12 protein-coding genes and 11 tRNA genes are annotated in these 12,063 nt (G+C 43.0%); 21 read left to right on the top strand and 2 right to left on the bottom strand.

The annotated features are described in order from the left end of the window. Window positions 1-241: 241 nt before the first annotated feature. From S4054249_RS17740 to S4054249_RS17800, 13 genes are all read left to right on the top strand, one after another. A tRNA-Met gene (locus S4054249_RS17740) sits at window positions 242-318 on the top strand. Window positions 319-365: 47 nt separating this feature from the next. Then, a tRNA-Leu gene (locus S4054249_RS17745) sits at window positions 366-450 on the top strand. A gap of 138 nt (window positions 451-588) precedes the next feature. Beyond that, window positions 589-663: transfer RNA gene (locus S4054249_RS17750), tRNA-Gln, on the top strand. Between the two features lie 2 nt (window positions 664-665). Then, window positions 666-742 (top strand) — tRNA-Met (locus S4054249_RS17755). 22 nt (window positions 743-764) lie between these two features. Then, a tRNA-Leu gene (locus S4054249_RS17760) sits at window positions 765-849 on the top strand. Between the two features lie 42 nt (window positions 850-891). Beyond that, window positions 892-966 (top strand) — tRNA-Gln (locus S4054249_RS17765). 22 nt (window positions 967-988) lie between these two features. Then, window positions 989-1,073, top strand: a tRNA-Leu gene (locus S4054249_RS17770). A gap of 38 nt (window positions 1,074-1,111) precedes the next feature. Continuing rightward, a tRNA-Gln gene (locus S4054249_RS17775) sits at window positions 1,112-1,186 on the top strand. Between the two features lie 22 nt (window positions 1,187-1,208). After that, window positions 1,209-1,293 (top strand) — tRNA-Leu (locus S4054249_RS17780). A gap of 38 nt (window positions 1,294-1,331) precedes the next feature. Continuing rightward, window positions 1,332-1,406: transfer RNA gene (locus S4054249_RS17785), tRNA-Gln, on the top strand. 29 nt (window positions 1,407-1,435) lie between these two features. Beyond that, window positions 1,436-1,520: transfer RNA gene (locus S4054249_RS17790), tRNA-Leu, on the top strand. Window positions 1,521-1,625: 105 nt separating this feature from the next. Then, on the top strand, window positions 1,626-1,943 hold the full coding sequence (locus S4054249_RS17795) for a hypothetical protein (protein ID WP_046356162.1): 318 nt from the start codon (window positions 1,626-1,628) through the stop codon (window positions 1,941-1,943). A gap of 2 nt (window positions 1,944-1,945) precedes the next feature. Further along, on the top strand, window positions 1,946-2,500 hold the full coding sequence (locus tag S4054249_RS17800) for a hypothetical protein (RefSeq protein ID WP_052960962.1): 555 nt from the start codon (window positions 1,946-1,948) through the stop codon (window positions 2,498-2,500). A 69-nt stretch (window positions 2,501-2,569) separates the two neighbouring features. On the opposite strand, the gene S4054249_RS17805 is transcribed toward S4054249_RS17800, so the two are convergent. Continuing rightward, complete coding sequence (locus S4054249_RS17805) at window positions 2,570-3,733, bottom strand: FAD-dependent oxidoreductase (RefSeq protein ID WP_046356160.1); 1,164 nt, start codon at window positions 3,731-3,733, stop codon at window positions 2,570-2,572. Between the two features lie 266 nt (window positions 3,734-3,999). On the opposite strand from S4054249_RS17805, the gene miaB reads away from it, so the two are divergent. From miaB to S4054249_RS17845, 8 genes are all read left to right on the top strand, one after another. Continuing rightward, window positions 4,000-5,433, top strand: coding sequence for a tRNA (N6-isopentenyl adenosine(37)-C2)-methylthiotransferase MiaB (miaB, locus tag S4054249_RS17810; RefSeq protein ID WP_046356159.1), 1,434 nt, complete (start codon window positions 4,000-4,002; stop codon window positions 5,431-5,433). 54 nt (window positions 5,434-5,487) lie between these two features. Next, window positions 5,488-6,537 carry a PhoH family protein gene (locus tag S4054249_RS17815; RefSeq protein WP_046356158.1) on the top strand — a complete coding sequence of 350 codons (1,050 nt, stop codon included), beginning with the start codon at window positions 5,488-5,490 and terminating at the stop codon, window positions 6,535-6,537. Continuing rightward, the gene (gene ybeY / locus S4054249_RS17820; RefSeq protein WP_046356157.1) at window positions 6,534-6,995 is read left to right on the top strand and encodes an rRNA maturation RNase YbeY; all 462 of its coding nucleotides are present in this window, start codon (window positions 6,534-6,536) and stop codon (window positions 6,993-6,995) included. Before S4054249_RS17815 ends, ybeY begins: the two co-directional genes overlap by 4 nt. Window positions 6,996-7,013: 18 nt before the next feature. Then, window positions 7,014-7,892 carry a CNNM family magnesium/cobalt transport protein CorC gene (corC, locus tag S4054249_RS17825; protein WP_046356156.1) on the top strand — a complete coding sequence of 293 codons (879 nt, stop codon included), beginning with the start codon at window positions 7,014-7,016 and terminating at the stop codon, window positions 7,890-7,892. Then, window positions 7,870-9,447 carry an apolipoprotein N-acyltransferase gene (lnt, locus tag S4054249_RS17830; RefSeq protein ID WP_046356155.1) on the top strand — a complete coding sequence of 526 codons (1,578 nt, stop codon included), beginning with the start codon at window positions 7,870-7,872 and terminating at the stop codon, window positions 9,445-9,447. Before corC ends, lnt begins: the two co-directional genes overlap by 23 nt. A 191-nt stretch (window positions 9,448-9,638) precedes the next feature. Next, window positions 9,639-9,878, top strand: a complete 240-nt coding sequence (locus S4054249_RS17835) for a hypothetical protein (RefSeq protein ID WP_046356154.1) — start codon at window positions 9,639-9,641, stop codon at window positions 9,876-9,878. 1 nt (window position 9,879) lies between these two features. After that, entirely contained in the window at window positions 9,880-10,416 is a 537-nt protein-coding gene (locus tag S4054249_RS17840; protein WP_046356153.1) for a GNAT family N-acetyltransferase, read from the top strand. A 100-nt stretch (window positions 10,417-10,516) separates the two neighbouring features. Next, the gene (locus tag S4054249_RS17845; protein WP_046356164.1) at window positions 10,517-10,861 is read left to right on the top strand and encodes a hypothetical protein; all 345 of its coding nucleotides are present in this window, start codon (window positions 10,517-10,519) and stop codon (window positions 10,859-10,861) included. Between the two features lie 296 nt (window positions 10,862-11,157). On the opposite strand, the gene S4054249_RS17850 is transcribed toward S4054249_RS17845, so the two are convergent. Continuing rightward, window positions 11,158-11,901, bottom strand: coding sequence for an SDR family NAD(P)-dependent oxidoreductase (locus S4054249_RS17850; protein WP_046356152.1), 744 nt, complete (start codon window positions 11,899-11,901; stop codon window positions 11,158-11,160). Window positions 11,902-12,063: the final 162 nt, after the last annotated feature.

Below are 12,063 nucleotides of genomic sequence, written 5' to 3' on the forward strand. Positions count from 1 at the left end.
AAACGCCCCTATTGCACTTTTTACCTTAAAAGGTACAAAGCATGCCTATATTTTTTTAACCTTGGTTGTTGTCGATAATTGTACTTTCCTGTTTGTTTTGGTATAAAAACAAGCCGTTTCGCTTAATTTATCTGCAAACAATCTGTGATACGAAATTTTTTCGAAAAAAGGTGTTGACGGCATGGGGGCATATACGCATAATACGCCCCGCACCAGCGATGGTGATAATCGAAAAAGAGATGGCTATGTAGCTCAGCTGGTTAGAGCACATCACTCATAATGATGGGGTCCCCTGTTCAAATCAGGGCATAGCCACCATGATTTTTCAAGTTGATTAGCAACTTTAAAACTAACTACCCTAATGTGCGGAAGTGGCGGAATTGGTAGACGCGCTGGATTTAGGTTCCAGTATCTTCGGATGTGAGAGTTCAAGTCTCTCTTTCCGCACCAAGTTCTCGATAAGAACTAAAATAATCGTTCGTTGGAGTATCGCCAAGCGGTAAGGACAGAAGAGAGAGGTTTTGATCCCTCACTCATTCACCCCCAGATTCAAATCCTGGGACCAACAAATTAGGTTTGAAGTTTCGTTGGAGTATCGCCAAGCGGTAAGGCAGCGGGTTTTGATCCCGCCATTCCCAGGTTCAAATCCTGGTACTCCAGCCAATGGCTATGTAGCTCAGCTGGTTAGAGCACATCACTCATAATGATGGGGTCCCCTGTTCAAATCAGGGCATAGCCACCATTTTCTTTATAAGAAAATACATGCGGAAGTGGCGGAATTGGTAGACGCGCTGGATTTAGGTTCCAGTATCTTCGGATGTGAGAGTTCAAGTCTCTCTTTCCGCACCATGTTCTTAAAGTTTGAACTAAAACAACTTTGACTACCTTTGTTGGAGTATCGCCAAGCGGTAAGGCAGCGGGTTTTGATCCCGCCATTCCCAGGTTCAAATCCTGGTACTCCAGCCATCTCTTTATGAGATAACACTATGCGGAAGTGGCGGAATTGGTAGACGCGCTGGATTTAGGTTCCAGTATCTTCGGATGTGAGAGTTCAAGTCTCTCCTTCCGCACCATGTTCTCGATAAGAACTAAAATAATCGACTACCTCAGTTGGAGTATCGCCAAGCGGTAAGGCAGCGGGTTTTGATCCCGCCATTCCCAGGTTCAAATCCTGGTACTCCAGCCATCTCTTTATGAGATAACACTATGCGGAAGTGGCGGAATTGGTAGACGCGCTGGATTTAGGTTCCAGTATCTTCGGATGTGAGAGTTCAAGTCTCTCCTTCCGCACCATGTTCTCGATAAGAACTGAAATAATCGACTACCCCAGTTGGAGTATCGCCAAGCGGTAAGGCAGCGGGTTTTGATCCCGCCATTCCCAGGTTCAAATCCTGGTACTCCAGCCAATTATCTTCAAAGATAATTATTAAACATTGCGGAAGTGGCGGAATTGGTAGACGCGCTGGATTTAGGTTCCAGTATCTTCGGATGTGAGAGTTCAAGTCTCTCCTTCCGCACCATGTTTAACTCATCTAGATATCACATCTTTATTAAATCTCAATTTATAACCAAAAATAGACATGTTATGTTCTTTCATTCTTAGTTGAGAATAAAGGATTATTTTCATGACCGAACAAGATAAAGTCAAAGCAGCAATTAACTCATTTTACAAAGGCGCAGGATTAAATTTAACCTTTAAAGGCGAAGCAAATCCAAAAGTAGCAGAGATCTTCGGTGAAATGGTACAAAAAACAAAAGAGTGCACAGAAGCTCTCAATTGGGTACCAGAACCAACAGGTGGAAAAGCTTCTATTTCATGGATAGCGAAAAACTTTACACAAAGCGTATTAGCACAATTAGAGCAAAAGCAATCCCTTTCTTGTGCGAAATCGGTGATCTGGGGCTACCGTAGACACTTACAAGTCGCTGCTTTAGGAATATAACAGTGAAAACATTCGCCTTGCTCATTTTGACATTATTACCTGTATTAGTCAGTGCTAAAACAGTCACAATAAACTACTGTGCATCTCCAAATATTGAAGTCTCACTAAAGCACTTCACGTACTGTGCTTCCCCAGAGCAAACTAGTAAACTCTCATTTCATACTTTTAGCGACGCTACTTATTCTCTCATAATAAATGATAAACGCTCAGAGCTATTTTTTAATTGGTTGCCAGCTTCTATTGCACTTGCTGGTTTGCCAAAAAAATATGGCTTAACCCCACGCGCCTTTCTAGAGCAATTATTTGATGGCACTGTTCAACAACAGAATAAACGTGGTCAGGAGATCAGCGCTATTTTTGGTCAAGTTGATGGGTCCGAACTATATGTTCAAAAACGAAAAGAGAGTTATATATTTTCAGCCCTGAGTTCATCCGGTCAAAACACTGCTTTCTTGTTATCTGAAAATAGTGATTGGCTGCTTCAAGTTGACGGTCAGTTTGATAAACAAGCACTAATCCAGGTGATAGATAGAACTCGATTAATTGGCAGTTTATAACGTAGGAAAGTAGGAGAAGAGTGAAACAACCTTGGATAGCTTATCAAATTTCTTCTCCTAATAATTTAATTAAAAACTACCACCCATCGCATGCTTAAGCACTTCGCGTTTAATGGGGCCCGCTTTATTTGCCACTTTTAACGCAAGACTTCGCAGTGATTTGAGCGGCTTAATCTCATTTGAAAAGCCAAAATAGCAAGCGTCCATCATGCTCATCATTAACAAATTATCTTTGCGACGCATTTTTTCATATTGATGAAGACGAGCAAGCTCACCAACATCATCAAAGCCTTGCAAGCACCCGCCAAGTGCGGCCACATCTTTAAAACCAAGATTAACGCCCTGCCCCGCAAGTGGATTAATCGTATGGGCTGCGTCACCCACTAACACCAAACGTCCTTTGCTATATTGATTGGCATGTTGACGCGCAAGTGGAAATACAGCGCTTTGCTCAACGGTAAAATCTCCCGGTAAGTCAAAAAAGTGCGCTAATATTTCTTGTTTTAACGCCTCATTAGATAACCCTTTTAAGCGTTTGAGCTCAGCTCCATGGTGATACCAAATTAAGTTGGCATAAGGTGCTTGCATGGGTAAAAAGGCGATTGGGCCGGTGGGTTTAAACTCTTGCCACGTTTTCACCTGTTGCGGTCCATCAAGCTTGATCAGAATGCCCATACAGTGCTGCTGGTATTGCCACCCTGTTACGCCAATGCCTGCAAGACTGCGAAGCGCAGAGCGACCACCGTCGGCTGCAATAACGAGGTCCGCGCTAAAACGCTGCTGAGGGTAAACCAGATCTATACTGCTTAAGTGCTGCTCAATCGCGATGGGGGCCTCAGTGACAGTTTCCACCTGAATATCATTGTCTTCAAACTGTGACCAAAGCGACGCTTGAATAATACTATTCTCTACTAAGTGGCCTAGATGAGAAGTGGATACATCGGCTCTATCAAACACTAAATGCTCGCTGCATCGTTCATACGCCTCTAACTGGTGGTAAGGCGCATTGCGGCTCGCCCTTATCAGTGGCATTGCACCTAGTTTATCTAATAACGCTTCTGAAAAACGGTTGATGGCAGAGACTCGAATGTCAACCTGCTCGCCTTCAAGTATGGCTTTCGGATCTATGGGATTATTTTCTATCACAGTGACCTGACATCCTTGACGAGCAAGCTCCACCGCAGCCGCTGCGCCAACCATGCCGCCACCGACGATCAACACGTTATTTTTCATAAATTTGCCTAAATTAGCTGGTGTAATTACATTGTATCTTAATTCGTGAAAAAAAGATCTCTTTGCATGATTGTAGCCGAATAATTACAACCCTCCTTGATCCCCATTTTGAAAGATGAAATCTATACTTGGCTAGTGACTATAGGTCAGATAAAATACGCCTCTTTTTAAGCTATTTTAGTAAGTGTTTGCCAGTTCTTGGGGTATTTTTAATAACTGGCAAGGCGTTGTGCTGATCATCGAATTGAAAACGAGGCTTTATTTCAATGGGTAAAAAATTGCATATCAAAACCTGGGGCTGTCAAATGAACGAATATGACTCCCAGAAAATGGCGGATCTGCTTGATGCCACTAACGGCTATCAGCTGACAGAAGAAGCTGAACAGGCGGATGTGATCCTACTCAACACGTGTTCAATTCGAGAGAAGGCACAAGAGAAAGTATTCCACCAGTTGGGTCGCTGGAAGTTATTAAAAGAAGATAACCCTGACTTGGTTATCGGCGTAGGTGGCTGTGTCGCCTCACAAGAAGGTGACACAATCCGTCAACGTGCACCATTTGTAGATATCGTATTCGGTCCGCAAACACTGCACCGTCTACCAGAAATGATCAAACAAGTGCAAAGCAAAGAAGGCTCTGTAGTCGATATTTCTTTCCCTGAAATCGAAAAGTTTGACCGTCTACCAGAGCCAAAAGCGGAAGGCCCTACGGCGTTCGTATCAATTATGGAAGGTTGCTCTAAATATTGTACTTTCTGCGTTGTGCCTTACACCCGTGGTGAAGAAGTAAGCCGTCCACTTGACGATGTAATTTTAGAAGTTGCGCAACTTGCAGAGCAAGGCGTGCGAGAAGTGAACTTACTGGGTCAAAACGTAAACGCTTATCGCGGTGAAATGCACGATGGTGAAGTATGCTACTTCTCTGATCTGCTGCGTTATGTAGCTGCGATTGATGGTATTGACCGTATTCGTTATACCACGTCACACCCTGTTGAGTTTACGCCAGACATCATCGAAGCCTACGCAGACGTACCTGAGCTTGTTGATCACTTGCACTTGCCAGTACAAAGTGGTTCAGACCGTGTACTTAACTTAATGAAACGCGGCCATACTGCACTTGAATACAAGTCTACTATCCGTAAACTTCGCAAGATCCGTCCAAACCTAAGCATGAGCTCGGACTTCATCATTGGTTTCCCTGGCGAAAGCAAAGCAGACTTCGAAGAGACTATGAACCTTATCAATGCGATTGGCTTTGATATGAGCTTCAGCTTTATCTACTCAGCGCGCCCAGGTACTCCAGCGGCAGACTTACCGGATGATGTACCAGAGCAAGAAAAGAAAGAGCGCTTGTATCTATTACAAAACCGTATCAACCAAATGGCACAAGATATCAGCCGTAAAATGTTTGATACTGAACAGCGTATTCTTGTTGAAGGCCCTTCGAAAAAGAATCCAATGGAACTGCGTGGCCGTACAGAGAATAACCGTGTAGTAAACTTTGAAGGTCCACACTCAGTGATCGGTCAGTTCGTTGACGTGCGTATTACTGAGGCGCTGCCAAACTCATTGCGTGGAGAATTGATCCGAACTGAGACTGAAATGGACTTGCGACGTGATGTTGCACCATCAGATATCCTTAGTCGTGTACCGTCAGAACCGGAAGCCAATGAGATTGGTGTTGCAACCTTTACACCATAAAACACTTGTTTTGCGCCAGCATTTTGCTGGCGCAATCAATCTTAGGAAGTCATTTTGAGCAATCAAGTAAAAAATATTGAGTTTTATCTAGAACCTGCCGACAACAACCGCCTCTCTTCTCTTTGTGGTCCTTTTGACGATAATCTAAAACAAATTGAACGCCGCCTAGGTGTTGAAGTTACACACAGAGATAACTGGTTCAAAGTAACGGGTAATCAAGTTACAGCAAAAGCCGCTGTTGATATTATAAAGTCTCTATATGTTGATACTCAGCCAGTGAAAGGCAAAGCCAAAGAGATAGAGCCAGACAATGTCCACCTCGCCATCACCGAAGCAAATTGCCTAGAACAAGATGCACCGAATGTATGGGAAAAAGAAGTTTTCATTAAAACTCGCCGTGGTGTTGTTAAACCACGTAACCCAAATCAAAGCCAATATGTGGCAAATATCTTAACGCATGACATCAGTTTTGGTATTGGCCCTGCAGGCACAGGTAAAACATATCTTGCCGTAGCAGTTGCAGTCGATGCGCTAGAAAGGCAAGAGATCAGACGCATTCTACTCACGCGTCCAGCGGTTGAAGCTGGTGAAAAACTGGGCTTTTTACCGGGTGATTTAACGCAAAAAATAGATCCATACTTACGTCCTTTATATGACGCATTATTTGAAATGCTTGGCTTTGAAAAAGTTGAACGCTTAATTGAAAAAAATGTCATAGAAGTAGCACCGCTGGCATACATGCGTGGTAGAACTTTGAACGATGCCTTTATCATTTTGGATGAAAGCCAAAACACCACCACAGAACAGATGAAAATGTTCCTAACGCGTATCGGCTTTAATTCAAAAGCCGTCATCACGGGTGACATTACACAGGTCGACTTACCTAGAGGCGCGCGTTCGGGTCTTCGTCATGCCATTGAAGTACTCAGCAATGTCGATGAGATTTCATTTAACTTCTTTAAATCTCACGATGTCGTTCGTCACCCAGTTGTGGCACGAATTGTGGAAGCCTATGAAGCTAAAGAAGAGCAAGAGCGTCAAGAAAAAGTCGCTAAGCAAAAGGCAAAACAACAAGCTGCTGAGCAACAAGGTCCTGAATCATGAGTGTCGATGTAGATTTACAACTCGCCTGTGAGTTTGACAATTTACCCAATGAACAGCAATTTCAAAGTTGGGCCGAAAAAGCACTTTTGCCGTATAGAGAATACGCCGAAGTGACTATTCGCATTGCCGATGAGGCGGAGAGCCAAGAGCTTAACAGCCAATATCGTGGAAAAGACAAGCCAACCAATGTGTTGTCTTTTCCATTTGAAGCACCGCCTGGCATTGAATTGCCGTTAGTCGGTGACTTAATTATCTGTCCTCAGGTGGTTTTTAATGAGGCACAGGAGCAGGAAAAAACTTTCCATGATCATTTTGCACATATGGTCATACATGGGTGCTTGCATTTGTTAGGCTTTGACCATATAAATGAACAAGACGCCATGGAAATGGAAAGTCTAGAAAAAGAATTTTTAGCCGATCTGGGCATTGCAGACCCATATCGTGATGACATTAACTAAGTGGAGTAAAGAACTACAATGAGCGACGATAACTCGCAAAGTAGCCAGGGTTCTTCTAGCAGAAACTGGCTGGGACGCATCACTCAGATGCTGCAAGGGGAACCCCAAAATAAAGAAGAGTTGGTAGAAGTCATTGCTGACGCTCAAGAACGAGCACTTATCGACCCTGAGACAAAAGACATGATGGAAGGCGTGCTGAGCGTCTCTGAACTTAAAGTTCGCGATATTATGATCCCGCGCTCTCAGATGATAACGCTAGATGTTGAGCAAGACTTGGAATCACAACTCCCTGCTATGGTAGAGTCTAGTCACTCTCGCTTCCCTGTCGTTTGCGAAGACAAAGACCACGTAGAAGGTATTTTGCTTGCAAAAGATCTCTTACCCCTGATAGTGCAGCAGAATGGTGCGCTACCTGCAATAAAAGAGTATTTGCGTCCGGCTATTGTAGTACCAGAAAGTAAACGTGTAGACACTTTACTCAATGAATTTAGACAAAAACGCTACCATATGGCGATTGTAATTGATGAATATGGCGGCGTATCGGGCCTTGTCACTATCGAAGATATCCTTGAAACCATTGTGGGTGAAATTGAGGATGAGCATGATGATGAAGACGATCAACAAGATATTCGTCAGTTGTCAAAGCATGTGTTTAATGTGCAAGCATTAACACCGCTTGAAGAGTTTAATGAATTCTTTAAGACAGACTATGATACACAAGAAGCTGACACCATTGGGGGTATCATCCTACATGCATTTGGCCATATGCCGAGCAAAGGAGAAACCATTGATGTCGGACCGCTGCAATTCAAAATAACTAATTCAGATAATCGCCGTATATTGCAGCTTCAGGTCACAGTTCCAAAAACAGAACATGTTGAAGACACAACGGAGTAAACTCACCTCGCTTACAAAAGATAAAAACGCATGGCTTGCACTTATTGCAGGCTGTGCGCTGACTTTTGCATACGCTCCCTTTGGCTTTTGGCCGCTGACTTTTGTCTGCCTTGCCATCGCCTTTTACGTGACAGATCAACCAACCCCCAAGCAAGCTGCTAAATACGGCTTTTTATTTGGCTTTGGATGGTTTGCCTTGGGCATTAGCTGGGTGCATGTGTCTATTGCACAGTTTGGTGGGTTGCCCATTGTACTGTCACTCATGGCTATGGCCATGTTATGTGCTTACTTAGCGCTTTATCCAGCTTTGGCATTTGCGTTTGCTACCCGTTATAGTAAATCTCCTTGGCAACGATTTGCGCTTTTAATCAGTGGCTTTGCAATCACAGAGTATTTAAGAGGCACACTCTTAACAGGCTTTCCATGGCTCAGTTTTGGTTATACGCTCACTGATTCTCCACTCAATACATTGGCCCCCTGGATAGGCGAATTTGGCTTAACTTTATTGTGTATTATGATCGCCTATACATTTTATTGGTTGATCCGTTACAAGCAATATAAAGCGGCTATTATGACGATGCTGCCAGTCTGTATCGCCTATGTTCTTTCTACTCAGAGCACAGACACCCATTACAGTGGTAACCAATTAAAAACATTGCTCGTGCAGGGGAATATACAGCAAAGCCTGCGCTGGCAACCTGAACAATTTTGGCCAACCATGTCCAAATATCAAGATATGACGAGGCCAAATTGGGCTGATGTTGATTTGGTAGTATGGCCAGAGGCAGCAATCCCTGAGATTGAAGATTATGCTTTTGATTATTTGGTCAATTTAGATAAAGCCGCTGCCTTTAACAATACCGCTTTGATAACAGGCATTCCTGATTATCAATTCGACACACGTAATGTATACAATACCCTAATTGTGCTTGGTAAAGAGCACCACGAAGATACCGAAGGGCAATATCAGTACTTACATAAAAATCGCTATCAAAAACATCAACTCCTGCCAATTGGTGAGTTTGTTCCTTTTGAGAACTTACTTAGACCTCTTGCTCCGCTATTTGATTTACCTATGTCATCATTTTCTCGTGGGGACGCGGTACAAAATAATCTACTTGCAAATGGCATTCATGTATTACCAGCGATTTGCTATGAAATTGCTTTCAGTGAACTGGTCAGAGGTAATTATACGACCTCATCGGATATTTTATTTACCGTCAGTAATGATGCTTGGTTTGGTGACTCGCATGGTCCACATCAACACATGCAAATTGCTAGAATGCGCGCTCTAGAACTACAGAGGCCGATGGTCAGAGTCACAAATAATGGGATCAGCGGAGTATATGATCCTATCTCGAACCAACAAGTCACCATTGCGCAGTTTACCAGTGGAATTCTCAGTACAGATTTAAAACTGATATCCGGCCATAGTTTTTTTAGTAAACATGGTCACACACCTGCGTGGCTCTTAGTTGGTATCTTATTGTTACTGGTATTGCTGGTAAATAGTAAACGTTACTTATCTTCAAAAATGGAAAAGGCATTTTTTTAATGCCTTTTACTTCATAACCCTTCAATATGCGCCTCAATGTGGTGCAAATTCAGAAACATAGCCCTTTTTTGGCGCATCTAACTCACCCTCAAAAAAGTTAATATATTGAAATTTATAACTTTATACTTCTGGCACTATTCTTTCTTACTCTGAGGTTCAATATAACGACTAAGTCAGTTAAGGAACCTAGCTTGATAAATAATACGCCAAAGCTCGTACACGCCGTTTCTATGGTGAGCAATCATGGATTAAGCATTAGTGATATAGCCGAAACTTATCAAATATCTAAGCAAGCGTTATATCGCGCTGTACGTACGCACAATACCTGCCATACACAACAACTAAATAAGCTCTATAAACAAAAGCAAAAGTTATTACAGCAATTAAATGCTATTGAAGCTGACATCAAACAGCTCAACAAAGGAAGTTAGCATGCTAATAATCAAACAACTCGATAGCATAGATTTAAATGCGCATGTTCAGCTGTGTGCACTGCTGACAGACTGTATTGAGCAAGGCGCATCCCTTGGCTTTCACGATCCGGCCAACCTCGATACGGTGCAGCAATATTGGCAATCAGTTGCACAAGCCATCATCAATAAAGAGCGCCAACTCTTTGCGCTCTTCCAAGGAGAAACCTTGGTTGCAACAGTCCAACTCTCATTGTGCATAAAAGAAAATGGTCAGCATCGAGCTGAAGTCAAAAAGCTACTGGTTCATCCGAATACACAACGCACTGGCTACGCCACAATATTAATGCGCCATATCGAACAAAGTGCATCGCAAAATAAGCGAACGCTGCTGGTTTTAGATACCCAAAGCGGCGATAAGGCAGAGCTATTCTATCAAGCCATAGGTTACACCAAAGCCGGTCAGATCCCCTGCTATGTTTCCGATAAACACGGTCAACTGCATAGCACCAGTTACTATTATAAATACCTTGATAGTGACGGGCTTCAACAAATGTAAATTAAATGAAAATGAAATGCACAGTACACAAATTATTCATCGCAAAGGTTTAATCTTCTTAGCGCCAATGTTGGCATCCATTAAACTTAAGGAAGAAAAAATGAAAACTCATACTTTAAGCGCTTTAGTCAGCCTTTGCATTCTTGGCAGCACCTTCGCTGCACAGGCAAAAGTCTTTATTTGTTCAGGTATTGTGACAAAGGTTGTGTCTAAATACGGCAATTTTGAAGTGCAATATAAAAGCACCCGTACGGGTAACCAAATGGAACCAGTCTGGATTTACGACACCCATACTTATTTACTCGGCCCCGTTTTAAAAGCCATCGAAGAAGGCGAGAAATACGGTACTGAATATGCGCTCGTACTAGAAAATAGAGAGGGCGGAGACACGCGTTGCTGGGACGGCAGTAGCGACAACGCTCTGATCGCAATTTCGAAAAAATAAAACGGGTGAACAACACTGCCATTGAGCCCCCTCAAAATGTTTGCGTGGGCTCTTAACACTAATATGAGCTCAACCTGTTGCCCAAAAGTTCTAGACATCCGCATCGCGATTCACATCAACCCATAACAATCTAGTGATTAATCTCACCCACACATGCCGACATTTTCCTTTCTCTCTAATCAACACATTTTCTATCACATATCAAAGCAAGTGTGATGAGCACAGTATCAGGGCAACGAGTGCTAAGGCCTAGTAAAAAAACAATAAACTTAACAACAAAGGCAATTGAGTGACGTCTATTTGCCCCCAGCCAAATCAATAAATGTCCCTGTTGCATAAGATGATTCACAGCTCAACAGCCAAGCAATTGCGTTTGCGACTTCTTTTGATGTGCCTCCACGCTTTAGCGGCAATAAATCCGCTACTCTATCCACTCGATTAGGTTCGCCGCCGTCCGAATGGATATCTGTATAAATACAACCTGGGCGTACGCCATTGACACGTATTCCCTCTGCAGCCAACTCTAAAGACAAGCCTTTAGTAAAGCTATCAATGGCCCCTTTTGATGCAGCATAATCCACATATTCATTTGCACCGCCCAGATATGACGCTGCCGATGACACATTTACAATCGCGCACTGCTTAGCAAGGCTACTTTGACGCATCTGTTTAATCGCTTCACGTGCACAAATAAAGTACGGGGTGACATTTTGCATCAACATCCAATTTATGCGCTCAGCATTCATCTCTTCCACTCGCATTTGCTGGGCCAACACACCTGCATTATTAACTAAATGTGTGACTGGTCCAAAGTGGGCTTGTACGACTTGAAACAAATCGACTACTTGTTGTTCTTGACTGATATCAGCTTGAAAGTACTGAGCCTTACCACCAGCTTTCAAGATATCTTCTTTCACTTGCTGTGCGGCAGCATGATTCGATTTATAGTTTATAGCAACCGCATACCCTTGCTGTGCAAGCTTCTTTGCCGTTGCAGCGCCGATACCTCGGCTCCCACCCGTGATCAATACAACTTTCATATGCGCTCCTTAACTTGCTCCTTGTGAAATAAAATGGCTGAGATTATGTACCAACATTTAAGCTACCATACAAATAAAAAAAACACTTGTACAGAATTTGGGCCCGCTCGTTAATTAATTGCATTACGCACACTTTTCTTCATATGGCCAAAATAAAAAAGG

Source organism: Pseudoalteromonas luteoviolacea, assembly GCF_001750165.1.
Classification (GTDB): domain Bacteria; phylum Pseudomonadota; class Gammaproteobacteria; order Enterobacterales; family Alteromonadaceae; genus Pseudoalteromonas; species Pseudoalteromonas luteoviolacea_G.

What these genes read in the sequence shown, in the direction of transcription:
- S4054249_RS17795 (WP_046356162.1), top strand. Translation starts at nt 1,626, where the DNA reads ATGACCGAACAAGATAAAGTCAAAGCAGCAATTAACTCATTTTACAAA.
- miaB (WP_046356159.1), top strand. Translation starts at nt 4,000, where the DNA reads ATGGGTAAAAAATTGCATATCAAAACCTGGGGCTGTCAAATGAACGAA.
- lnt (WP_046356155.1), top strand. Translation starts at nt 7,870, where the DNA reads ATGTTGAAGACACAACGGAGTAAACTCACCTCGCTTACAAAAGATAAA.
- corC (WP_046356156.1), top strand. Translation starts at nt 7,014, where the DNA reads ATGAGCGACGATAACTCGCAAAGTAGCCAGGGTTCTTCTAGCAGAAAC.
- S4054249_RS17805 (WP_046356160.1), bottom strand. Translation starts at nt 3,733, where the DNA reads ATGAAAAATAACGTGTTGATCGTCGGTGGCGGCATGGTTGGCGCAGCG.
- ybeY (WP_046356157.1), top strand. Translation starts at nt 6,534, where the DNA reads ATGAGTGTCGATGTAGATTTACAACTCGCCTGTGAGTTTGACAATTTA.
- S4054249_RS17840 (WP_046356153.1), top strand. Translation starts at nt 9,880, where the DNA reads ATGCTAATAATCAAACAACTCGATAGCATAGATTTAAATGCGCATGTT.
- S4054249_RS17845 (WP_046356164.1), top strand. Translation starts at nt 10,517, where the DNA reads ATGAAAACTCATACTTTAAGCGCTTTAGTCAGCCTTTGCATTCTTGGC.
- S4054249_RS17850 (WP_046356152.1), bottom strand. Translation starts at nt 11,901, where the DNA reads ATGAAAGTTGTATTGATCACGGGTGGGAGCCGAGGTATCGGCGCTGCA.